General features: G+C 22.8%; 23 protein-coding genes. All 23 read left to right on the top strand.

Features of this window, described 5'->3' with window-relative positions; translation table 11 throughout:
* Positions 1–3: 3 nt before the first annotated feature.
* On the top strand, positions 4–864 hold the full coding sequence (locus tag R4I97_RS11980) for an NAD-dependent epimerase/dehydratase family protein (RefSeq protein WP_335785269.1): 861 nt from the start codon (positions 4–6) through the stop codon (positions 862–864).
* A 14-nt stretch (positions 865–878) separates the two neighbouring features.
* Complete coding sequence (locus tag R4I97_RS11975; RefSeq protein ID WP_335785268.1) at positions 879–1,850, top strand: rhamnan synthesis F family protein; 972 nt, start codon at positions 879–881, stop codon at positions 1,848–1,850.
* A gap of 12 nt (positions 1,851–1,862) precedes the next feature.
* Entirely contained in the window at positions 1,863–3,704 is a 1,842-nt protein-coding gene (locus tag R4I97_RS11970) for an HAD-IA family hydrolase (protein WP_335785267.1), read from the top strand.
* A gap of 14 nt (positions 3,705–3,718) precedes the next feature.
* Positions 3,719–4,681, top strand: a complete 963-nt coding sequence (locus tag R4I97_RS11965) for a rhamnan synthesis F family protein (protein ID WP_335785266.1) — start codon at positions 3,719–3,721, stop codon at positions 4,679–4,681.
* 61 nt (positions 4,682–4,742) lie between these two features.
* Positions 4,743–5,708, top strand: coding sequence for a hypothetical protein (locus R4I97_RS11960; RefSeq protein WP_335785265.1), 966 nt, complete (start codon positions 4,743–4,745; stop codon positions 5,706–5,708).
* Positions 5,709–5,731: 23 nt separating this feature from the next.
* Positions 5,732–6,499: an acylneuraminate cytidylyltransferase family protein gene (locus R4I97_RS11955; protein ID WP_335785264.1), complete on the top strand. Its 768-nt coding sequence runs from the start codon at positions 5,732–5,734 to the stop codon at positions 6,497–6,499.
* The gene (locus R4I97_RS11950) at positions 6,496–7,230 is read left to right on the top strand and encodes a 3-deoxy-manno-octulosonate cytidylyltransferase (protein WP_335785263.1); all 735 of its coding nucleotides are present in this window, start codon (positions 6,496–6,498) and stop codon (positions 7,228–7,230) included. The genes R4I97_RS11955 and R4I97_RS11950 overlap by 4 nt, the downstream gene beginning before the upstream one ends.
* Positions 7,227–8,930 (top strand): aldolase catalytic domain-containing protein, encoded by a 1,704-nt coding sequence (locus R4I97_RS11945; RefSeq protein WP_335785262.1) that lies wholly within the window; start codon positions 7,227–7,229, stop codon positions 8,928–8,930. Before R4I97_RS11950 ends, R4I97_RS11945 begins: the two co-directional genes overlap by 4 nt.
* Before the next feature lie 21 nt (positions 8,931–8,951).
* Complete coding sequence (locus tag R4I97_RS11940; protein ID WP_335785261.1) at positions 8,952–9,632, top strand: cytidylyltransferase domain-containing protein; 681 nt, start codon at positions 8,952–8,954, stop codon at positions 9,630–9,632.
* Complete coding sequence (locus tag R4I97_RS11935) at positions 9,629–10,453, top strand: pyruvate carboxyltransferase (protein WP_335785260.1); 825 nt, start codon at positions 9,629–9,631, stop codon at positions 10,451–10,453. The genes R4I97_RS11940 and R4I97_RS11935 overlap by 4 nt, the downstream gene beginning before the upstream one ends.
* A 23-nt stretch (positions 10,454–10,476) precedes the next feature.
* Positions 10,477–11,148: an SDR family NAD(P)-dependent oxidoreductase gene (locus R4I97_RS11930; RefSeq protein ID WP_335785259.1), complete on the top strand. Its 672-nt coding sequence runs from the start codon at positions 10,477–10,479 to the stop codon at positions 11,146–11,148.
* Positions 11,141–12,277: a 3-dehydroquinate synthase family protein gene (locus tag R4I97_RS11925; RefSeq protein WP_335785258.1), complete on the top strand. Its 1,137-nt coding sequence runs from the start codon at positions 11,141–11,143 to the stop codon at positions 12,275–12,277. Before R4I97_RS11930 ends, R4I97_RS11925 begins: the two co-directional genes overlap by 8 nt.
* Positions 12,274–13,542, top strand: a complete 1,269-nt coding sequence (locus R4I97_RS11920) for an FGGY family carbohydrate kinase (RefSeq protein ID WP_335785257.1) — start codon at positions 12,274–12,276, stop codon at positions 13,540–13,542. Before R4I97_RS11925 ends, R4I97_RS11920 begins: the two co-directional genes overlap by 4 nt.
* Before the next feature lie 87 nt (positions 13,543–13,629).
* The gene (gene rfbC / locus R4I97_RS11915) at positions 13,630–14,208 is read left to right on the top strand and encodes a dTDP-4-dehydrorhamnose 3,5-epimerase (RefSeq protein WP_335785256.1); all 579 of its coding nucleotides are present in this window, start codon (positions 13,630–13,632) and stop codon (positions 14,206–14,208) included.
* Positions 14,209–14,213: 5 nt separating this feature from the next.
* On the top strand, positions 14,214–15,065 hold the full coding sequence (gene rfbD, locus R4I97_RS11910) for a dTDP-4-dehydrorhamnose reductase (RefSeq protein ID WP_335785255.1): 852 nt from the start codon (positions 14,214–14,216) through the stop codon (positions 15,063–15,065).
* Between the two features lie 23 nt (positions 15,066–15,088).
* Entirely contained in the window at positions 15,089–15,952 is an 864-nt protein-coding gene (gene rfbA, locus R4I97_RS11905; protein WP_335785254.1) for a glucose-1-phosphate thymidylyltransferase RfbA, read from the top strand.
* A gap of 8 nt (positions 15,953–15,960) precedes the next feature.
* Complete coding sequence (gene rfbB / locus R4I97_RS11900) at positions 15,961–17,031, top strand: dTDP-glucose 4,6-dehydratase (protein ID WP_335785253.1); 1,071 nt, start codon at positions 15,961–15,963, stop codon at positions 17,029–17,031.
* A gap of 35 nt (positions 17,032–17,066) precedes the next feature.
* Positions 17,067–18,347 (top strand): glycoside hydrolase family 99-like domain-containing protein, encoded by a 1,281-nt coding sequence (locus R4I97_RS11895; RefSeq protein WP_335785252.1) that lies wholly within the window; start codon positions 17,067–17,069, stop codon positions 18,345–18,347.
* 8 nt (positions 18,348–18,355) lie between these two features.
* Positions 18,356–19,399: a rhamnan synthesis F family protein gene (locus R4I97_RS11890; protein WP_335785251.1), complete on the top strand. Its 1,044-nt coding sequence runs from the start codon at positions 18,356–18,358 to the stop codon at positions 19,397–19,399.
* Position 19,400: 1 nt separating this feature from the next.
* Positions 19,401–20,384, top strand: coding sequence for a rhamnan synthesis F family protein (locus tag R4I97_RS11885; protein WP_335785250.1), 984 nt, complete (start codon positions 19,401–19,403; stop codon positions 20,382–20,384).
* A 125-nt stretch (positions 20,385–20,509) separates the two neighbouring features.
* A complete protein-coding gene (locus R4I97_RS11880) occupies positions 20,510–21,334 on the top strand; it encodes a tyrosine-type recombinase/integrase (RefSeq protein WP_335785249.1) in 825 nt (274 codons plus the stop codon).
* Between the two features lie 74 nt (positions 21,335–21,408).
* A complete protein-coding gene (locus tag R4I97_RS11875) occupies positions 21,409–22,629 on the top strand; it encodes a CHC2 zinc finger domain-containing protein (RefSeq protein ID WP_335785248.1) in 1,221 nt (406 codons plus the stop codon).
* The coding region (locus tag R4I97_RS11870; protein ID WP_335785247.1) for a DnaB-like helicase C-terminal domain-containing protein at positions 22,626–23,582 on the top strand (957 nt) is incomplete at its 3' end. The genes R4I97_RS11875 and R4I97_RS11870, both read left to right, overlap by 4 nt.

The following is a 23,582-nucleotide window of genomic DNA, read 5'->3' as shown; positions in this document are numbered from 1 at the left end:
ATTATGAAGAAAGTTATAGTTACAGGAATAAATGGTTTAATTGGACAATATATTACCGAACCTTTAAAAGAATTAGGTTTCGATGTTTATGGCTTAAGTACTAAAGATATTAAGTATAACAAATTAAACTATATAAAAATTAATATCAATAATTCTACAGAATTAGAAGATTTATTTAAATCTATTAAGGCTGAATATCTCATACATTTAGCTTGGGACACAAAAAAAGGTTATTTAGATTCTGATAATAACTTTAATTTATTAGCATCATCTATTAATATGCTTAAATATTTTAAAGATAATGGCGGAAAAAAAGCTTTGTTTGTAGGAACTTGTTTCGAATATAAATTTAAAGATACTCCATTAAAAGAAAATGATTCATTAGAACCTATTACTATATACGCTAAATGCAAAAATTATTTAAGAGAATTATCAGAATTATATTGTAATAAACATAATATTAATTTTTGTTGGGGGAGAATATTTTATACTTATGGTAATAATGAAAATGAAAATAGATTATTTCCTTATATAATTAATTCATTAAAAAATAATCAAAAAGTTTTTATAAATTATTCTCAATTAAAAAAAGATTATATATTTGCTGGTGATATTGCTAAAATAATCGCTTTATTAATAAATTCTAATATTAATGGTATAGTTAATTTATGTAGTGGAAAAGCTATTTCATTAGAAGAAATAGCTTTAACAATAGCTAAAAAGTTTGATAAAATAGATTTATTAGAACTTAAACAACTAAATACTAATGAACCTAAAATTATAGTTGGAGATAATTCTATATTATTAGATAAACTTAATTTTAAAAATTATCTTTCTATAGATAAATGGCTTGAGAGTATATAAAAATGAGGAAACATATGGCTGATAAAGAAATAAAAAGACTGGTTATATTGGCGGGTTATGATAAAGATAATATAATAGATGATTATGTAGTATACTTTATTAAAGAATTAAAAAAAATAGCTGATATTATTTATGTATCTAATTGTTATTTTAATGAAAAAGAATTAAGTAAAATATCAAATTATTGTATAGCAACAATATGTGAACCCCATGGAGAATCAGATTGGGGGTCATATAAAAGAGGATTTAGATATTCTAGAATATCTAAGTTATTATTTAATTATGATTATTTAATATTGGTTAATGATTCTATTTATGGTCCATTTTATGATTTAAAACATATAGTAGAAACAATGGAACTTAAAAATTTAGATGCATGGTCTATGTTTTATTGTTTTTATGACTTTGTAAATCTTTCACATTTGCAGGGATACTTTGTTTCAATAAAAAAAGAAGTTTTCTTATCTGAAGATTTTACATTTTTTATGTATTCAATAACAAAACTTCATGATAAATTAGATCTAATTATACATTATGAAACAGGATTAACAAAATTTTTTCAAAAACATAATTATAAAATAGGCGGATATTTTGACTCATTATCTATAAAAACAGAAAATGATTCTAACTTTCCTTTTCATGATGCAAAAGAAATTATTAAATTAGGTTTTCCTTTCTTAAAAAGAAGTATATTATTAAATCCAACAGTATTTTCATTTACTCCAGATAATTTAAATGAAATTATTGATTTAGTTAAATACTCTTATGATATTAATATGATTAAAAAAAATATAGAACGTACTTCTAATATAGATTTTTATTCTTTAACTCAAAAAAATACTAAAATTAAAGAATTGCAAAATGATAAAGAAATCATATATTTTTCATTACTTATAATAAATAAATTTTCATTATTTAGTATAACTGGTAATTACAAATATATAAAAATAAATTTTCTTGGTATAAATATAACTATAAAAAAGTAATAAAGGATTAATATGTATACAATATTAGAATCATTAAAAACATTAATAAATAAACATGATGTAATATCATTTGATATATTTGATACTTTATTATTGAGACCATATGCTGAACCTAGAAACGTTTTTCAGCATTTAGAAAATATATATGGAACTGTAGGATTTACTCATAGCAGAGATAACGCTATAATTAACTTAATAAATAGGAAAAATATTAATAATGCTGATTATGATGATATATATAATTTTTTACCTCAACGTTTTTTCTTTTTAAAAGAAAAAGAACTTCAATTAGAAATTGACACATTATATGCCAATCCTGAAATGAAATGTGTATTTGATTATGTAAAAAATTTAAATAAAAAAATTATAATAGTCAGTGATATGTATTATTCTTCTAAAATACTGGATTCTATTTTAAAAAAGAATGGTTATACGGGATATGATAAAATATATGTTTCAGGGGAAATAAAAAAATCAAAAGGCGAAGGACTCTTATTTCATCATATAAAAGAAGAATTAAATATAGAATATAATAATATATTTCATATAGGAGATAATATTCATTCTGATTATAATATACCTATTTCTTTAGGTATTAATGCTTACAATTACATAAAACCATTAGATCAATTTCTTTTATCTAATAAAAAAATGGAAATATTTTTTAATACTAATAAATATGATTTTACAACAGGAATTATAGTTGGTATCATTGTAAAAAGGTTCATTTTTAATGAATTACCAAAAGATTATTGGAAATATTTGGGATATTATCTTGGTGGGGCATTATGTTATGGTTTATCAAAATTTGTATATAATGAAGTTATAAAAGAAAATATAAAAGATGTATTATTTATAGCAAGAGATGGATATACTATAGAAAAAATATTTAATTTAATTAATGATAATAAATATAATATTAATACATATTATTTATATTCATCTAGATCTATCAATCTAGAAATTTGTAAATGTTATAAAAATCCTACTTCATGGTGGATAGAAAGAATTGATTTATTTATAGAAATATTTAAAAAAATAAGTCCTCAATTTTTAAGTATGCTGCCGGAACAATTTGACGATATTGATGATAAAATAACATTCTTAATCAATAACGAAGATATATTAAATGACTTATCTGATAAAATACTTGAGAAATATACTAAGTATATTAATAACTTTAATATTTCATCTAATAAAATAGCAATGTTTGATACTGCTGGATTTGCTTTTAATTCTATGAAATTATTAAAAAAAATATTCCCTAATGCTGATATATTAGGATTATATTGGTGTATTAACTCTGAAGATAGAGACGACTTCTGGTGTAAAGCTTATCAAAAAATGCTTAATGTATTTTTTGAATATTATGATATATTAGAATTTTTAATAACTGCTCCAGAATTACCATTACAATATTTAGATGAGAATGGAAAATTTTATTTTTCAGATAATAAATATGAAAAAGTTAGAGCAGAAATTTATAAAGATATTAGTTATGGAGAAATATTATTCTCAGAAGATTTACTCTCCATTTTTAAAAACTATTCTGTAGATTTTGATTGTTATAGTCTTGTTACACTAACTAATATTTTTATAAATAATTTAGATGATATGGATATATCAAAATTCTCTAATATATTACATAGTAGTGATGAATTGCACACTGTTTATAAACAATTTTTAAATCTCAAAAAAATAGAATATAATAATCAAGAACATAATAATCCAGAATATAATAATATATCTTTTTCATTATTAGCAATAAATAACTTTTCTTTGTTTAGTATAGATATTGATAATAAATATATCAAAATTCAATTATTAGGTATAAAAATAACCATAAAAAAATAATTAAGGGTAACTAAATGAAAAAAATACTTACATTATTTGCTGGATATGATAAATATAATATTATAGATGAATACGTAATTTATTATATTAAAGAATTAAAAAAAATTTCTGATATAATATATGCCTCAAATTGTTATTTTGATGATAAAGAATTAAAAAAAATTTCTGATTATTGTATAACTACAATATGTACACCACATGGAGAATATGATTTTGGTTCCTATAAAAGAGCTTATTTATATGCTAAAGAACAACATTTATTTGAAAAATATGATTATATATTAATTTGTAATGATTCTTGTTATGGACCATTTTGTGATTTAAACAATATAATAGATAAAATGCTTAAACATGATTTTTCTGGTGTATATATGACCACGCATAAAATGATGGCTAATAATGATAATATAGCATTATTTTTTACAACTATTTCTAAAAATATATTTTTATCAGATTACTTTGATAATTTTATGTGTTCTATAAAAAAAGAAAATGATAAATTTGATATTATTAGAAAATATGAAATAGGATTATCTAAGTTAATACTAGATCATAATATAGAATTGTATTCAATATATTTAGGGGCTTCTAATATAGAAACTCTTTATTCAGATCCATTATTTTTAATAAAAAATGGATTTCCTTTCTTAAAGAAAGGCACATTAGAGGGCAAATATGAAAAAGTACCAATTTCTGATTTTAAATCTATTATGCAAATAATAAAAAATAATTATGATATTAATTTAATAGTTAACCACTTAAATAGGGTCTCTAATAAAGAACAAATTAATTATTTATTCTATGTAGGAGGAACCTCAAATAAAAATTTAATATCAGATAAAATATTATCTATAACTAATCAATATTCTGTTAGCGGAAAACATCAAACAATTTATAAAATCTTTAACTCAATAAAGATAACTATTAATCATAAAGAAGTTATACCTAATAATTTCAATTTTTTATTAGGAAAATAAAGACTATATATTTGACTTTTATAAAATATAATAATAAAATCGTTTATATGGAGTTTTTCATATGACACAAGAGCAAATAGATTTAATAAATAAAGTAGTATGGTTTATACCTTTTAAAAATAAAAGAAATGCTGTAAGAAATTTTTTTAGTAATATAGTTGAAAATATAAATATTATAAATTCAATAACGCAGCATTCTATTAATCAAAATAACCAAATCACTGATTTAATACAACAATATATTAATCAAAATAATCAAATTAAAGATTTAATAATATTAGCCAATAGGCAAAGATACTTTAATGTATTATTAAATATGGCCATTAATATAAATACTAAAACTTTTCAAGGATATAAAAATATTAATCAAGGTAAGGAAGTTGTATTGATTGGTGCAGGTAAAACACTAAATGATTTTATACCATTAAAAAATAAAAAATATTTATCAGTTAATAAAGCTTTATTTTATGATAAAATAATACCAAATTATTTTTTTATTCAGGATAATAGAGATAATAGACTCAAAGATGTTATAGAATATTTAAAAGTAAATAAGGAACTAAAAATAGAAATTTTTTGCGGTGTTTATGGAATGAATGATTTCAAAGGTCAAATTTCTGAACAAGATTGCATAGATATTAATGCTAAAAGATATGTATTAAATGATACATTTGATTATAAATTATATGAATTTGAATATGATATATGTTCCGTCCCATTATATGGTTCCTATAGTATTGCTATGGCAGCTATGCAATTTATATTATGGACAAATCCAAGTAAAGTATATTTAGTTGGATGTGATACTAGTCAAACAGGATATTTCTATAATTCCAAAAATGATTTAAATTATAATATAATGTATACTGGCTGGGAAAAATTAAAAACCTTTAAAGATGTTTTTTATCCGCATACAGAAATAATTTCAATAAATCCTATAGGTCTTAAAGGATTATTTAACAAAGATATATATACAAAAGATGGTGTATATATTGATGAAAATGGTAATGAACTAAATATTATATAATAGTTAAAAATTGGTGAAATTTTATGATTATCAAAGCTTTAATACCTGTGAGATCAGGCTCAATGAGAGTAAAAAATAAAAATATACGCCCATTTGCAGGAAGTTCATTATTAGAAATAAAAATTAACCAATTAAAAAGAATCAAAGAAATTGATGGGATAGTTGTTAATTCGAATTCTGAAGAAATGCTAAAAATAGCTAAAAATATGGGAGTAGAAACAATAAAAAGAAATGAATACTATGCTTCTGATGAAGTTTGCATGAATAAAGTATATAAAAATATGGACTCTAACATAAATTGTGATTTAATAATATTTACAGACGTTACTAATCCATTAATAGAAGATGGAACTATAATTAACTGTTTTAATTTATATAAAACTTTCAATAATAAATATGATTCTCTAATAACTGTAAATTTAATAAAAGAATTTATGTGGTTTAATAGAAAACCTATTAATTATGATCCAGATAAAAAACCAAGAAGTCAGGATTTACCTGATATAGTAGCATTAAATCATGCAATAAGTATTATACCGAGAAATTTAATGCTAAAAAGAATGGATATTATAGGATATAATCCATATTTATATATAACTGATAGTATAGAGAGTATTGATATAGATAATGAAATAGATTTTGAGTTTTCAGAATTTATCTATAAAAAGAAATTAAATAAAAATAACATACACATTCCAGAACAACGCTCTGGAGTGGGGTATAATACAGTAATAATATATATTATTTTCATTTATACCTTATACATTTATAATATAAGGAAGTGCTTATGAAAATAATTGGAGTAATACCGGCAAGGTATAAATCAACTAGGTTTCCGGGAAAACCATTGGCAGACATATGCGGGAAACCTATGATATGGTGGGTTTATCAAAATGTAATAAAAGTAAAAAAATTAGATGAAGTTTATGTTGCAACAGACGATGAAAGAATAACAAATATTTGTAGTCAATATAATATAAAATCTGTTATGACAAGTACAGAACATAAAACTCATTTGGATAGGTTAAGTGAATTTGCAAGTATTGTTAACGCTGACTTTTACATAAATGTAAATGGAGATGAACCTATTATAGAAGCAAAGAATATAGAAAAACTAATACCAAATAATATAAATAAAAAAGAATTTTATGTAGCAAATGCTATGACTACAATAAAAAGGCAATTTGAAATAGTGGATACTTCTAAAATAAAGGTTGTTACAGATATGAGTAATTATTTCATGTATATGGCTAGAACACCTATACCATACCCAAAGTCTGATACAAATTTTGTTTATAAAAAATTTGTAGGAATACAATGTTTTAGTAAATCTGCTTTGGAATTTTGTCGTAACACAAAAAGAGGAAATATAGAAAATATTGAAGACATAGATGAATATAGATTTTTAGAAAATGGTAAAAAAATAAAAGGAATCATGGTATCAGCAGAATCTTTTTCTGTAGATACTCAAAAAGATTTAGATAATATTATTAATATAATAAAAAATAATGGAATAATATGAAAAATATAAAAATACTTGATTGTACTTTAAGAGATGGCGGTTATATTAATAACTGGCTATTTGGAGAAAATACCATAAAAGATATTATATATAATTTAATAAATGCTAATATAGATTATATAGAAATAGGATTTCTACAAAATAATATTAAATATAATAAAAACCAAACATTATTTAATGATATTAATAAATTAAAAGATTTTGTATCATTAAATAAGAATTCAAAATTATCTTCAATGATAGTATATGGAAAATATCCAATTAATAGTATATCTCAAAAATCTATATTAGATATTATAAGAGTTACTTTTAAAAAAAATGAAATCGATGAAGCTATATTATTTTTAAAAGAAATAAAAAATAAAGGATATGAAATATTTGCTAATCCAACAAATATAGATACTTATTCAGATTATGAATTATTATCACTAATAGACAAAATTAATAATTTAAAGCCCTTTGGATTTTCAATTGTTGATACAAATGGTGTATTACATGAAAAGGATATTATAAGATTATTTTTCTTAATTGATAATAATTTAGAAAAAGATATATCTATATGTTTTCACTCTCATAACAATTTACAGTTATCATTTTCTAATGCTTTGGCATTATTAAAATTGCATCATAACAGAAATTTAATAATAGATTCTTCTGTATTTGGTATGGGTAGAGGAGCTGGTAATTTAAATACTGAACTTCTCACTCAATATTTAAATGAAAATTATAACAAAAACTATAATATATTACCTATATTAAATATTATAGATAAACATTTAAATAAAATTTTTAATAGAACTCCTTGGGGATATTCAGTTCCGTATTATTTAGCTGCTATTAATAAATGTCATCCTAATTATGCATCATATTTAATTAATATGCAAAGTTTAAATATTAATTCAATTAACAAAATAATTAGTGATATACCTAAAAATCAAAGAGCTATATTTAATAAAGAGTTAATAAAAGAATTATATTTAAATCATCAAAAACATTATATAGATGATTCTGATAATCTAATAAAAATAAAGAAATTATTATCAAATAAAAAGCTTTTATTATTAGCACCAGGGCAATCTTTAATACATGAAAAAAACAATATATATAATTTTATAGATAAAAATAATCCATTAATAATATCTATTAACTTTATACCTAAAGATTTTGAGTCTGATATTATTTTTATTACTAATAAAAAAAGATTTGAAAATATTGATAATATAAATATTCCGTATATAATAACTTCAAATATAAAAAATACAATAGATAATTCTAATGATAAAGAAATTATATTAAATTATAATGATTATGTAAATGAATCACAGATGTTCGATAATGCAGCATTGATGTTATTAAAATTATTAATAAAATTAGAAATAAAAGAGGTAAATATTGCTGGTTTAGACGGATTTACTAATATAGCAGCAAATAATTATGTATCAGAAGACTTAATAAATAATGCTAAACTTAATGAATTTGATGATAGAAATAAAGTAATGTCTGATGAACTGCAATCATTATCTAAAAACATAAAACTTAATTTTATTACAAAAACTTTATACCAGACCAGACCAGACCAGACCAGACCAGACCTAATATTCAATGCTACGATTGCATATTTATTTATATTAATACAAAAAACCAAAAATTACAACCTACATTGCAATATAAAATTGCAGTGTAGGTTTTTTATTGCATAATATATAAGTTAAGGAGTAAAAATGAAAAAACAAGAATATACAGCTATAATTCCTGTAAGAGCAGGATCTAGGAGATTAAAAAATAAAAATATACTTCCTTTTGCTGATTCAAATTTACTTATACATAAAATAAGACAATTAAAGAAAATACAAAAAATAGATAATATAGTAGTTTCTAGTGATAGTGATGAAATGTTAGAAATGGCAAAAGGAGAAGGAGTTAATACTCATAAAAGACCTATAGAATATGCTGATGAAGTTACAAAAACATTTAACGAAGTAGTAGAATATATAGTTCAAGATATGCCTGGTAACATAATGATGTGGGTTCCTTGCGTATGCCCTTTATGTGATGAAAAAATTATAGAACAAGCTATGTATAAATATGAAGAGGAAGTATTAATTAATAAAAAATATGATTCTTTAGCTACAGCTAAACTCATAAAAGAATATATATGGAATGATGATGGCCCTATTAATAATGATATAAAAAATCATACAAAATCTCAAGATTTACCTAATTTTTATATCATTATAAATGGATGTTTTATATCATCTAAAATCAATATGTTAAATAATAAATTTTGTTATGGTAATCACCCTTATATGTATTTAATAGATAAACAATATGCTATAGATATAGATGATGAATATGATTTAGCAATAGCAAGATTAATTGAACAAAAGGATAATATAAAATGATAGGAAATATAACAATATTTGATTGTACTTTTAGAGAAGCAGGATATCAAACAGGATGGTTTTTTGATAAAGAATTTTGCAGAGATTATTATAAATTTGCTCAGTCTGCTGGAATTGATTATTTAGAATTAGGCTTTTTTCATAATATTGAAGCAGATCCTAATAGAGGTGTTTTTAGATATTGTAGTTTATGTAACGATGAAATAAAAAATATATTTTCTTCTACTAAAAATACAGTAAAACTTTCAGCAATGAGAGATATACAAAGACCTTTAGCTAATTTATTACATAAAAAAGAATCGTTAATAGATGCTGTTAGAATATTAACAAGGTCAGCTGAAACTGACTTTAATGTTTTAGAAAAACACATAAAAGAAATTAAAAATTTAGGATATGAAGTATTTATTAATTTTACTAGTTCTGGACATAACTCTATAGAAAGAAATAGAGAATTTGCAAAATTTGCAAAGGAACATGAAATTCCTGTTATATATTTTGCTGATACAGAAAGTGTTTTTACCCCAGAATATATTAGATTTACCATAGAAGCTTGTAAAGAAGAAGGGATTGAAGCAGGAATACATTTACATAATAAAAATGGTACAGCAGAAATGCTATTAGATGTGGCTTTGCATTATGGTTGTAAATATACAGACATTACGATGATGGGACTTGGAGGTAAATGGCATGATGGTAATTTATCAACAGAACATTTTTTAAGAAAATATAATTATAATCCTGGATATGAGCAAACGAGATTAAAAACTATGTTAATACAAAATCTCATAAAATACAACAAATATACAGCTGCTGTTTTATAACAAATAATAATAGAGGAAAATATATGAAAAAAGTATTTATAACAGGTGGTAATGGAAGCATTGGTTCTGGTATAGTAAAAATATTCCAAGATAACGGATTTAAGGTAATATATCCTTCTAGTTCTGAACTAAACTTACTTAATAATGATGAGATAGATAAATATTTGAAATCTATAAATAATAATTTTGATGTATTTATACATTGTGCTGGTATCAATAATATATCAAATATAGAATCAATAACAATGGAAAATATATTAAATACTATGCAAATAAATACTTTTTCTTTTCTGAAAATTTTGAAATATTTTCTACCATATCAGAAAATTAATGGAGGAAGTATTTTGGCAATATCATCATTATATTCTAAAATTTCAAGAAGTGAACGGGCTTCCTATTCTATGTCTAAACATGCATTAGATGCTCTCATTAAAACTGCTGCTATTGAATTAGCACCATATAATATAAAAGTAAATTCTTTATCTCCTGGTTTTGTAGATACTCCTATGACACGAAAAAATAATGATGAAAATAAAATAAAAAAAATAGAAAATAGTATTCCATTTGGGAGAATGGGAAGTTTGGAAGATATTTCAAAAGTAGCCTACTTTTTATGTGTTAATAACAGTTACATAACAGGACAAAATATTACGGTAGATGGCGGATTTATATGCGGAGGATTTCAAAATGTCTGATTATATTTTTAAAATTGAAAATAAAAATTTTACTGTATATAAAAATTATTTAAACACAAGTATATTTAATATCAAATCATCTCCTAAAAATTATAAAGTATTTATAAAAAATTCAGATCCTAAAGAAGAAATATTAAAAATATTAAATGAAAAAAAGAACAATATTTTATTTATAGATAAAAATGTTTATAATTTATATTTTAATAATACAAATATTGATACAAATAAACTTTACATATTTGATGCTATTGAAGAAAATAAAATTATCGAAAATGCTTTGAAATTAATAAAGTTCTTAGAAGAAAGAGGATTTACAAAATCTGAAACTATGATTGTATGCGGAGGTGGTATAGTTCAAGATATAGGAGCATTTGTAGGTGCTACATTTAAAAGAGGAATTAACTGGGTATTTTATCCTACAACGTTACTATCACAATGTGATAGTTGTATAGGAGGTAAAACAGGGCTTAATTACAATGGAGTAAAAAATCAAATAGCATTATTTTCTGCACCAACTGAAGTTATTATTAATATAAAGTTTCTGACTACTTTAAACGATTATGATATTAGAAGCGGACTTGGAGAAATTGCTAAACTTTGCATAACAGGCGGGGAATATTTTTTTGATTTATACAAACAATTGGTTAGGAATGGTAAAGTAGATTCATTAGAAGGATATAAAAAATTAATTCTGTCAGCTCTTTTTGTAAAAAAAGCTGTTATTGAATACGATGAATTTGAATTCAATATAAGAAAAAGTTTAAATTATGGTCATACTTTAGGCCATTCAATAGAAGTCATGTCTAATTATAAAATACCTCATGGCCAAGCTGTTGCTATGGGTTCTATTATTGCAAATAAACTATCACATATCTATGGTTATCTTTCTAAAGAAAAATTAGATTATATTAACTCATATTTATTTGACATTATTAATAAAAAAGATTTACAAGAATTAAAAATAGATAAAACATTAGAATTAATAAAAAAAGATAAAAAGGTCCAGGGAAATACATTAAGTCTAGTAGGTATTAAAGATTTAGGAGATACTATATTTATTAAAATTAATATAGATACAGAATTATTTAATCATATAAATATAATATTAGAAGAGGACTTCAGTATATGAATCATTTATTGATAGATTTTGGAGCTTCAAGAGTAAAAACAGCAATTTATCAAAATAATAAAATAATTGCAATTAAAGATTATAAACCTGCTGAAGCTTTAATATATAATAATATATATTATGAAGTACCAGTAAACAAAATAATTCAATTATTTTATTCTATTATCAAAGATTATGAAAGCTATAATATAAAATCTATTTTCATATGTTCAGAACAACATGGATTTGTATTAAAAAGTAATGAAAATTTTATTACTGAATATATAAGTTGGAAAGACAATAGAGCAATAGAATTAATAGATAATACATCAACTATAGAATTTATTAAAAATAAATTACCTAATTTCAAAAAACATACAGGTATGAATATAAAACCAGGGCTACCTTGCATCAATTTACTTCATATGATGAGATTAGGTAAAATACCTAAAAAAATAAAAATAATTTCTTTACCTGAAATATTTTTTTCTAAAAAAGTACATTCTACTATGATAGCAGGATTAGGTATTTGGGATATATATAAAAAAGAACCATACAAAGAGTTATTTGATTTATATAAAAGTCTTGGATATGAGGTAACATTTAATGAACCTACTTACAATGTAAATATAACTTCTAATATAAATAATATAGATATATATACTGGAGTAGGTGATACACAATGTGCTATTTATGGTGCTAATATTACAGAAAACGATATTATATTAAATATGGGAACAGGAAGTCAAATTGCAAAAATAGATACTCTTAATATTGAAGCTTTAATGGAACAAAGACCATATTTTAATAACTTAAATTTATCTATAATTACACATATCCCATCAGGAAGAGCTTTAAACTGTTATACTGGATTTATAGATGAATGTATTAAAATTGGAAACAGCAAGATTTCAGTATGGGATTTATTATCTAAATTCACAGTAAAAGATTTAATAAATTCTGATATAAATATTGATCTAGCTGTATTTGATAGTGCATACAATTTTAAAAATGGAGGCTGTATCAATAATATAACAGAATACAATTTTAATATAAATAATTATTTATCTTCATTATTAAGATCATATATTGAACAATACCTTAATATAATTGATACTTTTAATCTAAAGAATACAAGTATACTTTTATCTGGAGGTATACCTAAAAAATTAAATATTATTTATAAATACATAAAAGAAAAAAGAAAAGAATATGATATTAGAATAAATACCTCTGAAGCTGATGATAGTTTAAATGGATTATTAAAACTCATTAATCAAATATAGTTAATAATCAAATTCATAATAGTCACTTTACTTTATAGATATTATACTATATAGTTATAATTATATAATAATTTATAGGATATATACATGCCATTTACTTTTAAAAAATTAGATATAGAAGGCCTTTTCATAGCAGAACCTCGCGTTTTTGGGGATAATAGGGGTTATTTTCTAGAAACTTACAGTGAAAAAGATTTTTTTGAAGCTGGAATTAAAGAAAAATTTGTTCAAGATAATCAATCAAAATCTACAAAAAATGTATTGAGAGGGCTTCATTATCAGAAGAAATATTGTCAAGCTAAATTAGTAAGAGTATTAGAAGGCGAAGTATTTGATGTTGCAGTAGATTTGAGGAATAATTCTCCAACTTTTGGAAGATATTACGGAGTATTATTGACAGAAGAAAATAAAAAACAGTTTTTCATTCCTAAAGGCTTTGCTCATGGATTTATTGTTTTAAGTGAATCAGCTGTTTTTGCTTATAAATGTTCTGACTTTTATCACCCTGAAGAAGAAGGCGGAATAATTTATAATGATAAAAATATTAATATAGATTGGACTTGTGATATTAAAGATGTATTAGTATCTGATAAAGATTTAAAATTACCTACATTTGATAAAAATAAAAAATATTTCTCATTAGATGGAAATTGGATTGGAGAATAATTTTTATGATTTGGATAATTGGTAAAAATGGAATGCTCGCTCAAGATATACTTGATACATTCAATAAAAATAATATAGAATATATTGCAACAGCTTCCGATATAGATGTTACTAATATTGATATACTTAATAATTTTTCAAAAAATAAAAATATAAAAACTATAATAAATTGTTCAGCATATACAAAAGTAGATTTAGCAGAAGATGAAAAAGATATTTGCTTCAAAATAAATGGAGAAGGTGTAAAAAACATTACAGAAATAGCATCTAAGATAAAAGCAGATTTAATTCATTTTTCTACTGATTATGTATTTGACGGACAAAATACAAAACCATATACAGAAGAAGATAAAACTAATCCTATTAATATTTATGGTAAAAGTAAATTAGAAGGTGAAAACTACGCTTTGTCTTACAATCAATCTACTGTTATAAGAGTTTCTTGGTTATATGGAATTAATGGAAATAATTTTGTAAAAACTATGATTAAGCTTATGAATACTAAAGAAAGCATAAAAGTGGTTAATGATCAATTTGGTTCTCCTACTTTTACTCAAGATGTTTCTGAAGCAGTTTTAAATTTCATTAATCAAAATAACTATGGACTTTATCATTATACTAATGAAGGAAATATTTCTTGGTATGATTTTGCTAACAGCATATACAAAATAGGAAAAAAATATAATGTCATAGATAATGATTGTGCAATCAATCCATGCACTACAGAAGAATATCCAACAAAAGCTCAAAGACCTAAATATAGTGTATTATCTATAGAAAAAATTAGAAAATATGCTAAAATATATGAGTATGAGCATAGTTTAAATAATTTCTTTAACGCTTATAAAAATAAATAATTTTAATTAGAGGCTATTTTATTATGAAAGGAATAGTATTAGCAGGAGGAAGCGGAACAAGGCTTTATCCTATGACAAATGTTATATCAAAACAACTTTTGCCAATATATGATAAACCTATGGTATATTATCCATTATCTGTTTTAATGCTATCAGGAATAAGAGATATACTTGTAATATCTACAGAACAAGATACTCCTCTTTTTAAAAAATTATTAAAAGACGGAAGTCAGTGGGGATGTAATATTGAATATGCTGTACAAAAGGCACCTAACGGTCTTGCGGAAGCTTTTATTATTGGAGAAAGTTTTATAGGAAAAGATAATGTTTCTATGATATTAGGTGATAATATATTTTTTGGTCAAAGCTTTTCACATATATTAGAAAAAAGTGCAAAATTAGAAGACGGTGCTATTGTGTTTGCTTATAAGGTTCATGACCCTGAGCGTTTTGGAATAGTAGAGATAGATAATAATTATAATGCCTTATCAATAGAAGAAAAACCACAAAAACCTAAATCAAATTATGCAGTTACTGGTCTTTATTTTTATGATAATGATGTGGTAAATATCTCTAAAAATATTAAGCCTTCTGCAAGAGGTGAGTTAGAAATTACCGATGTTAATAAAGTTTATTTAGAAAATAAAAAACTTAAAGTAGAAGTATTAGGACGAGGCTTTGCTTGGCTCGATACTGGTACAAGAGACAGTCTTCTTCAAGCTTCTCAATTTGTTTCTGCCATTGAAAATATAGAAGGAATGCAAATAGCATGCTTAGAAGAAATAGCCTATAATAATAGATGGATAGATGCTTCCAAAATAGAGGAGACTGCATCAAAATTAAAAAACTCAGAATATGGAAAATATTTACAAAGTTTAATAAAATAGGATAATACATGAGACAATTCAATAATATTTTAATAACAGGCGGATGCGGTTTCATTGGAGCTAATTTCATAAGATATATATTACAAAAAACTGACTATAAAGGCAACATTATAAATATAGATGCCTTAACTTATGCAGGTAACAGAGAAAATTTACTTGATATAGAAGAAAAATACAAAGGAAGATATTTCTTTGAAAAAGCAAATATTTGTGATGATAAAAAAATAGATGAAATATTTAATAAATACAAACCAGATTGTATAGTACATTTTGCAGCAGAAAGCCATGTAGACCGCTCAATATATGGCCCAAAAGATTTTATTGAAACTAATATAATGGGTACTTTTATTTTATTAGAAACAGCCCGTAAATTATGGGAAGACAACAAAGAAAATAAATTATTTCATCATATAAGTACAGATGAAGTTTACGGTTCATTAGGCGAAACTGGATATTTTTATGAAACAACACCTTATGACCCCAGAAGCCCTTACTCATCATCAAAAGCTTCAAGCGATCATCTTGTAAAAGCATATTATCATACATACAATTTACCTGTTACAATATCTAATTGCAGCAATAATTACGGTCCTTATCAATTCCCTGAAAAACTAATTCCTTTAATGATTTCTAATATAGTAGAAGAAAAAGATTTGCCTGTTTATGGCGATGGTAAAAACATAAGAGATTGGATATTTGTTGAAGATCATAATAATGCGGTACTTGATATCATATATAAAGGAAAGATAGGAGAAACTTATAATATCGGCGGAGAAAATGAGATTACTAATATTGATATGGTAAATATTTTATGCGAAAAATTAGCCGTTAAGATGAATAAAGAAAAAGATTATTATAAAAAACTTATTAAATTTGTAAAAGATAGAGCAGGACATGATAGAAGATATGCTATTAACTGCAATAAAATAAAAAAAGAATTGGGCTGGCAGAGAAATTATGATTTTAATACAGCAATAGAGCTTACTATAGATTGGTATTTAAATAATAAAAGATGGATAGATAATATTAAAAGCGGTGAATATAAAAAGTGGATTGAGCTAAATTACTCATCAAAATGATAATATAAATATTGAATAATGGGTGGTATTATAAAATGATTCCTTTAATTGAGATTGGAAATTGCTTATTAAAAATTGATTTATTCTTAGTTGAAAATAATAGAGTAAGAGTATTAATAAAAATATTCAATGTTATTACAATATGTGTATTTTTTAAAAATAAAACAGAAGATAGATACAATAATAGTGATTTAATAGAATATAAAGATTGTATTACATCCATAGAAGAATATATACCTTTTAAGCCACAATATACAGAATATAAAAAATTAGAAAAATTTAAAACAGATATTAAAACTATAGCTTGGTACTTACCTCAATTTCATACATTTAAAGAAAATGATAAATGGTGGGGAAAAGGTTTCACAGAATGGACAAATGTTAGAAAGGCTAAACCACTATATGAAGGACATTATCAGCCAAGAGTTCCTCATAAAGATTTAGGTTATTATGATTTATCTGATATAAATGTAATGAAAAAACAAGCTGAAATAGCCAAGAACTATGGAGTATATGGCTTTTGTTTTTATCATTATGATTTTGCAGGTAAACGTTTAATGGAAAAACCTGTAGATAATTTTTTAAAAGATAAATCTATTAATTTTAATTTTTGTTTAAGTTTTGCTAATGAAAATTGGACTAGAGCTTGGGATGGTTTAAATAATAATATTCTAATTAAACAAAATTACTCAAAAAAAGACGATTTAAGGTTTATAGAAAGTCTGCAAAAATATTTTGATGATGATAGGTACATAAAAATAGATGGAAAACCTGTATTTTTAGTATATAGACCTTTATTATTTCCTGATATAAAAGCTACAACTGAAAGATGGAGAAATTATCAAAAACAAAAGACAGGTAAAGATTTATTTTTAATTTTTACCCGTAGTTTATCAAAACCTATTGAAAATGCTGAGCATTATGGTTTTGATATGTATGTAGACTTTTCAATACATTCTGTAGGATATGCCAAAAAAGTCAATACTCAATATCGTACCAATAGCTATAAAAATTGGGTAGAAAATACAATAAATGCAAAGCCTATAAATGTAAGATATAAAGACTTATTTCTATTATGGGATAATACTGCACGCAAAAAAAAGAATTTTAATATACTAGAAAATTTTAGTTTTGATTATTATAGAAAGTGGTTAAAATATAATATTGAATATACTCGAGCAAATTTCGAAGAAGATAAAAGACTCATGTTTATAAACGCTTGGAATGAATGGGGTGAAGGTACATATTTGGAGCCTGATGAAGCAAATGGATATACAGCATTAGATATTTTGGCTCAAGAACTCAAAATAGATTGAGGATATATATGGATATTAATAGTAAATTTTGTGATAAAAACTATCTAATATTAAAAGAAAATTATAGCGAAAACATTAATAAATTAAAAGTTGGAATACATATACATATACACTATATAGATATGATAGATTTATTCATTAAACATTTAATTAATTTTCCTATATTTTTTGATTTATTTATCACTGTCAATTTAAAAGAAAATAAGGATATATGCTTAAAACATTTTACTAAAGAAAAACTTATAAAATTAAATAATATCACCATTAAAATCACAGAAAATATAGGCAGAGATATAGCCCCTTGGTTAATAGAGTTTGCAAATATACAAGATGATTATGATCTATTTTGCCATTTGCACACTAAAAAATCATTTCATAATGACGGATTAAAAAAATGGGGCGAATATTTAATAGAAAATTTGATAAGTGAAGAATCTGCTAAAACAATACTTACTACTTTTTTAGTAAATGAAGATATTTCTATGATATTCCCACCTGCATATTATAGTGTATTTCCTTTCGCAATAGAATTAGATAAAAATGATAAAGACAATATGCTAAAACTATTAAATTTGTTAAATATAAATTTTATTCCTAATCCATCAAATTTTGTATTTCCAACAGGCTCTATGATGTGGTACAGACCTAAAGTATTAAAACCAATTTTTGATTTAAAACTAAAATATGATGATTTTCCAAAAGAACCAATACCTACAACAGGAACTTTAGCTCATGCTATAGAAAGGGTAATAGGAATAATTGCAGAACAAAATAATTATAAGGTAAAATTTTATATAAATAACAAATATTTAATAGATAATATTTATTATTTATATGAATTATCAAATTATATTTTCTATATAAAAAAATGTATTAATGATAATAATATTGACAGGGTATGTAAAATACTTAGCATATATAATAATACAAAAAGTAAAATTATATCTATATTAGAAATAGGTAAGTTTTCATTATTTAAAATAGAAACTAAATATAAAAGAATTATATTAACAATATTTTCAATAAAAATTACTATACGACTAGGTAAATAAAATGCAAAAGATACTAACAATATTTGCCGGATATGATAGAGATAATATTATAGATGATTATGTTGTTTATTATATTAAAGAATTAAATAAAATATCTGATGTTATTTATGTATCTGATTGCAACATGTTAGATAATGAATTAAAAAAAATTGATAATCATTGTATACATATAATTAACGGCCGTCATGGCGAATATGATTTTGGATCATACAAAAGAGGATATTTATATGCAAAAGAAAATAATATTTTGCAAAACTATGATAAAATAATTTTTTGTAATGATTCTTGTTATGGTCCTTTCTTTAATTTAGAAAATATCATATATAAAATAACTGATTATAATTTCGGCGGAATATATATAAGCAAAGACTTAAAAATAGCTGAACATGATTATATAACAAGTTTTTTTATAATAATAGATAAAAAAATATATAATACCAATTTCTTTAATAACTTTATTTTAAACATAAAAAAAGAACCTGATAAAATGGATATAATAAAAAAATATGAATTTGGACTATCAAAATTAATGCTTGATAATAATATAGAATTGCAAGCTATATTTAATGATAATGGAAAATTCAACAGACCATATTTTAGCCCTTTATCTTTAATAGAAGAAGGTTTTCCTTTATTAAAAAGACATATATTAGAAAAAAAAATTACTGTACCATTAAATATTGATGAATTAAAAACTATATTAAATATTATCAAAAATAATTATGACATAAAATTAATAGTCAATCATCTTAATAGAATAGCTGATAAAAATCAAATTAAATACTTATTTCAAAAATATAAACCTTACAAAAAAGCATTTATAAATGAAAAACTATTTTGTTTATTTACTCGCTATTCTCCATCAGGAAAATATCAAACTGTATATAAGATATTTAATTCAATAACTATATCTATAGAAAAACCAATAAAAGATTCTTATATAGAAACTAACTATAAAGATTTTAACTTCTTACTTGAGATATAATTAAATTTATAAAAATCTCAATAAAAATTCTTATTTTATAAAATATATACATAACTTAACTTATGTATATATTTTTTTTAATGCCAAATATTGAAATAATATATAAAAAAAGTATAATTTGACTCATGAATAATGAAATTATGTTAACTAATAATCAAATACAAAATTTAAAAAATGTATTTGGAGAAGCCTATACTAATGTCATCAGACAATACTATAAAAATAATGAAAACTTAAGTTATGAAAATATTATAAAGTTTTTAAAAGAAAACAAAAAAACTAAATCTAATGCAACTATAGCATTGTATAAAGCAGCATTAAAGAAACTAATAAAATATCAAATAAAAGATTTAAATAAAAAAGCAATAATAGACAGCGCATTTTCAGAAATAAAAATAACTAAAAGAGACAATACAATAACTAAAGAAAAAATAGTATCAAAAGATATAGTCAATAAAATGATAAAATTATCTAATGAAAAAAACAAACTCATTATACAAACATTATACTCTACAGGATTAAGAGTTTCGGAATTGATAAATATAAAGAAAAAAGACTGCAAAAAAACTATAGAAGACAATATTACTTATATATCAATATCAGTTATTGGAAAAGGAAATAAAGAAAGAAAGATTAAACTAAAGATAGAACTTTATAATAAAATATTAAAAACTTTTCAGGGAAAAATATATTTATTTGAAACTAAAAATAAAAGAACTTTTACAAGACAATACATATATAAAATAGTTAATACTGCAGGATTAAAAGCATTAGGAACAAGACAGGTGCATCCTCATACATTAAGACATAGTTTCGCTACTCATTTACTTATAAAAGACAATAAAAGCTTAAAAGCTGTAAGTAAATATTTAGGACATAGTTCTACTGCTATAACTTCTGATTTTTATATTCATGATGAATTATCAATAAAAGATTTAATAAAATTTTAATAATCATCCATAATAAAAATAGTAATTTTTATTTTAATATAAAACGATAAATAAAATAAAAATGATACATAAATATGAACTTAGAGATAGATTATATAAAAAAACACTATTCTATTATTAACATAGCAATTCGATTAGGCTTAAATATTGATAAAAATAATAAAGCAATATGTCCATTTCATAATGACAAAAATCCTAGTTTATCATTTAATATAAAAGAAAATTATTATCATTGTTTCAGCTGCGGAGCTAGCGGCGACAATATAAAGTTAGTTAAAGAAATTTTACATTGCAGCTTTAATGAAGCTATTGAGTTTATAACTGGAAATAATTATAAAAATGTAAAATTATATAAAGAAACTGATACAAAAAAAAATATGAATAAAACTAATAACAACTATTTTTATGATATTTATAAAACTTTCTTAGAGTTGTTAGATAATAAAGAAGCTTTATGTTATTTAGAAAAAAGATGTATAACAAAAAAACAAATTATAGACAATAAAATTAAAAATTTACCAAAAGATAAAAAAGAACAATTACTTATTATAAATGAACTATTAAAACATTATAATGAAGAAAATCTAATAAAAAGCGGTATTTTATCAAAAAATAAAGAATATAATACATTATATTTATTTCATTATAGGCATAGGCTTATTATACCATATTTTGATGCAGATGGTAATAATATTATATCTATACAAGGACGTACTATAGATGAAGATATAAAACCTAAGTATTTATTTAATAAAAATGCAAAAGATTCTATTTATAATATAAATAAGGTAGGCAAGAATAAAGATATTATTATATGTGAAGGGGTTATAGATGCTTTATCATTGGAACGATTTGGATATATTGCTATTGCTTTGTCGGGGGCTACTAAAACTAATATATTAAAAGAATATGATTTTATAAAAGATTATAATATTTATAGCTTTTCTGACAACGATAATGCAGGAAAAAGATTAATTAAAGATATATATAAACTTAGCAATTACAAAGGAGCTTTTTCAATAGAAAGTTTTACAATTAATAATAATATTAAGGATATTAATGATATATTAGTAAAGTCTGATATAAAAAGTTTTACAATAGATAATATAAAATATAATTATTTTGAAATGCCTAATGACAAAATTTGCATTTTAGATTATTATATATTTACAAAAAAAGAATTAAGATATATAAGAAAAATGAATAATTTTAAAAAATCATTGCTTTCACTTACAATAGATAAAAAATCTTTAACAGAAGAAGAATATATAAAAAAATACGGAGAATTAATTTGATTGATAAAGACTTGATTATAGATAAAGAAGACTATTTGAAAAATGAACTCATTAATTCACTTAGAGAAAAATTAAATGAAATAAATAAAAATAATATAGATAACTCTATACTTGAAATAAATAATATTTTAAAAGAATTTACTATTCTCAACGAAGATAGTCTCAATATAGAAGAAAATATATTAAATAATAATACTATAGAATATTTGATAAATACAATCATGAATAGCCAATCTTATGATTTGAAAGATACTTCATTTGAAGTATTAAAAGATTTTATAAAAGATTATTTAATTACAATTGGTGCTGAAAGTTCTGTAGGAAAAACATCATTTGCTAGTCAGCTTGCTTTAGAAATACTTCAAAAAAATGATAATACTATACTTGCATTCTATTCTTTAGATGATAGTAAAGCATTTTTAATAAAAAAAATGATATTACAATTAATATCTAACAGCAAAAAGAAAAATACATCTGATTTTATAAAATTGATTAATAAACATAGAAATGACTGTTTAAGTATATTATTTAGCAGCCGTATTGCTATATTTGAAAAACTAAATATATATAATCTTTATAATCAGTTGCTCAAACTAAAACAAAATGCTTCAAGCAAGTTAAATATTAAAGAACCTAGGATTATTGTTGTAATAGATTATTTGCAAATTATAGATCATGACAGTAATAATGTACGTGAAGGATTAAACAAAATTTGTTCATATTTAAAAAATATACAAAAAAAACTAAATTGTATGATGATACTGCTAAGTCAATTTAATAGATCTAAAGAAACTAATATTAACACTTTAATAAGGTATAGGGAAACAAGCGAGATAGAAAATATATCTGATTTATGCATTAATTTAGAAAGTATTAATAATCAGGAAAACTATAATACTAAATTATATATTGTAAAAAATAAAGCAGGAGAAAAAAATAAAATATTTACAAGC

This window comes from Brachyspira pilosicoli (assembly GCF_036997485.1).
Taxonomy (GTDB): Bacteria; Spirochaetota; Brachyspiria; order Brachyspirales; family Brachyspiraceae; genus Brachyspira; species Brachyspira pilosicoli_C.
Note: the sequence above shows the minus strand (reverse complement) of the source record. Positions and strands in the feature narration are given on the sequence as shown.

What these genes read in the sequence shown, in the direction of transcription:
- R4I97_RS11890 (WP_335785251.1), top strand. Translation starts at nt 18,356, where the DNA reads ATGGATATTAATAGTAAATTTTGTGATAAAAACTATCTAATATTAAAA.
- rfbC (WP_335785256.1), top strand. Translation starts at nt 13,630, where the DNA reads ATGCCATTTACTTTTAAAAAATTAGATATAGAAGGCCTTTTCATAGCA.
- R4I97_RS11950 (WP_335785263.1), top strand. Translation starts at nt 6,496, where the DNA reads ATGAAAATAATTGGAGTAATACCGGCAAGGTATAAATCAACTAGGTTT.
- R4I97_RS11880 (WP_335785249.1), top strand. Translation starts at nt 20,510, where the DNA reads ATGAATAATGAAATTATGTTAACTAATAATCAAATACAAAATTTAAAA.
- rfbD (WP_335785255.1), top strand. Translation starts at nt 14,214, where the DNA reads ATGATTTGGATAATTGGTAAAAATGGAATGCTCGCTCAAGATATACTT.
- R4I97_RS11920 (WP_335785257.1), top strand. Translation starts at nt 12,274, where the DNA reads ATGAATCATTTATTGATAGATTTTGGAGCTTCAAGAGTAAAAACAGCA.
- R4I97_RS11955 (WP_335785264.1), top strand. Translation starts at nt 5,732, where the DNA reads ATGATTATCAAAGCTTTAATACCTGTGAGATCAGGCTCAATGAGAGTA.
- R4I97_RS11930 (WP_335785259.1), top strand. Translation starts at nt 10,477, where the DNA reads ATGAAAAAAGTATTTATAACAGGTGGTAATGGAAGCATTGGTTCTGGT.
- rfbB (WP_335785253.1), top strand. Translation starts at nt 15,961, where the DNA reads ATGAGACAATTCAATAATATTTTAATAACAGGCGGATGCGGTTTCATT.
- R4I97_RS11975 (WP_335785268.1), top strand. Translation starts at nt 879, where the DNA reads ATGGCTGATAAAGAAATAAAAAGACTGGTTATATTGGCGGGTTATGAT.
- R4I97_RS11980 (WP_335785269.1), top strand. Translation starts at nt 4, where the DNA reads ATGAAGAAAGTTATAGTTACAGGAATAAATGGTTTAATTGGACAATAT.
- R4I97_RS11875 (WP_335785248.1), top strand. Translation starts at nt 21,409, where the DNA reads ATGAACTTAGAGATAGATTATATAAAAAAACACTATTCTATTATTAAC.
- R4I97_RS11895 (WP_335785252.1), top strand. Translation starts at nt 17,067, where the DNA reads ATGATTCCTTTAATTGAGATTGGAAATTGCTTATTAAAAATTGATTTA.
- R4I97_RS11885 (WP_335785250.1), top strand. Translation starts at nt 19,401, where the DNA reads ATGCAAAAGATACTAACAATATTTGCCGGATATGATAGAGATAATATT.
- R4I97_RS11970 (WP_335785267.1), top strand. Translation starts at nt 1,863, where the DNA reads ATGTATACAATATTAGAATCATTAAAAACATTAATAAATAAACATGAT.
- rfbA (WP_335785254.1), top strand. Translation starts at nt 15,089, where the DNA reads ATGAAAGGAATAGTATTAGCAGGAGGAAGCGGAACAAGGCTTTATCCT.
- R4I97_RS11945 (WP_335785262.1), top strand. Translation starts at nt 7,227, where the DNA reads ATGAAAAATATAAAAATACTTGATTGTACTTTAAGAGATGGCGGTTAT.
- R4I97_RS11940 (WP_335785261.1), top strand. Translation starts at nt 8,952, where the DNA reads ATGAAAAAACAAGAATATACAGCTATAATTCCTGTAAGAGCAGGATCT.
- R4I97_RS11925 (WP_335785258.1), top strand. Translation starts at nt 11,141, where the DNA reads ATGTCTGATTATATTTTTAAAATTGAAAATAAAAATTTTACTGTATAT.
- R4I97_RS11935 (WP_335785260.1), top strand. Translation starts at nt 9,629, where the DNA reads ATGATAGGAAATATAACAATATTTGATTGTACTTTTAGAGAAGCAGGA.
- R4I97_RS11965 (WP_335785266.1), top strand. Translation starts at nt 3,719, where the DNA reads ATGAAAAAAATACTTACATTATTTGCTGGATATGATAAATATAATATT.
- R4I97_RS11960 (WP_335785265.1), top strand. Translation starts at nt 4,743, where the DNA reads ATGACACAAGAGCAAATAGATTTAATAAATAAAGTAGTATGGTTTATA.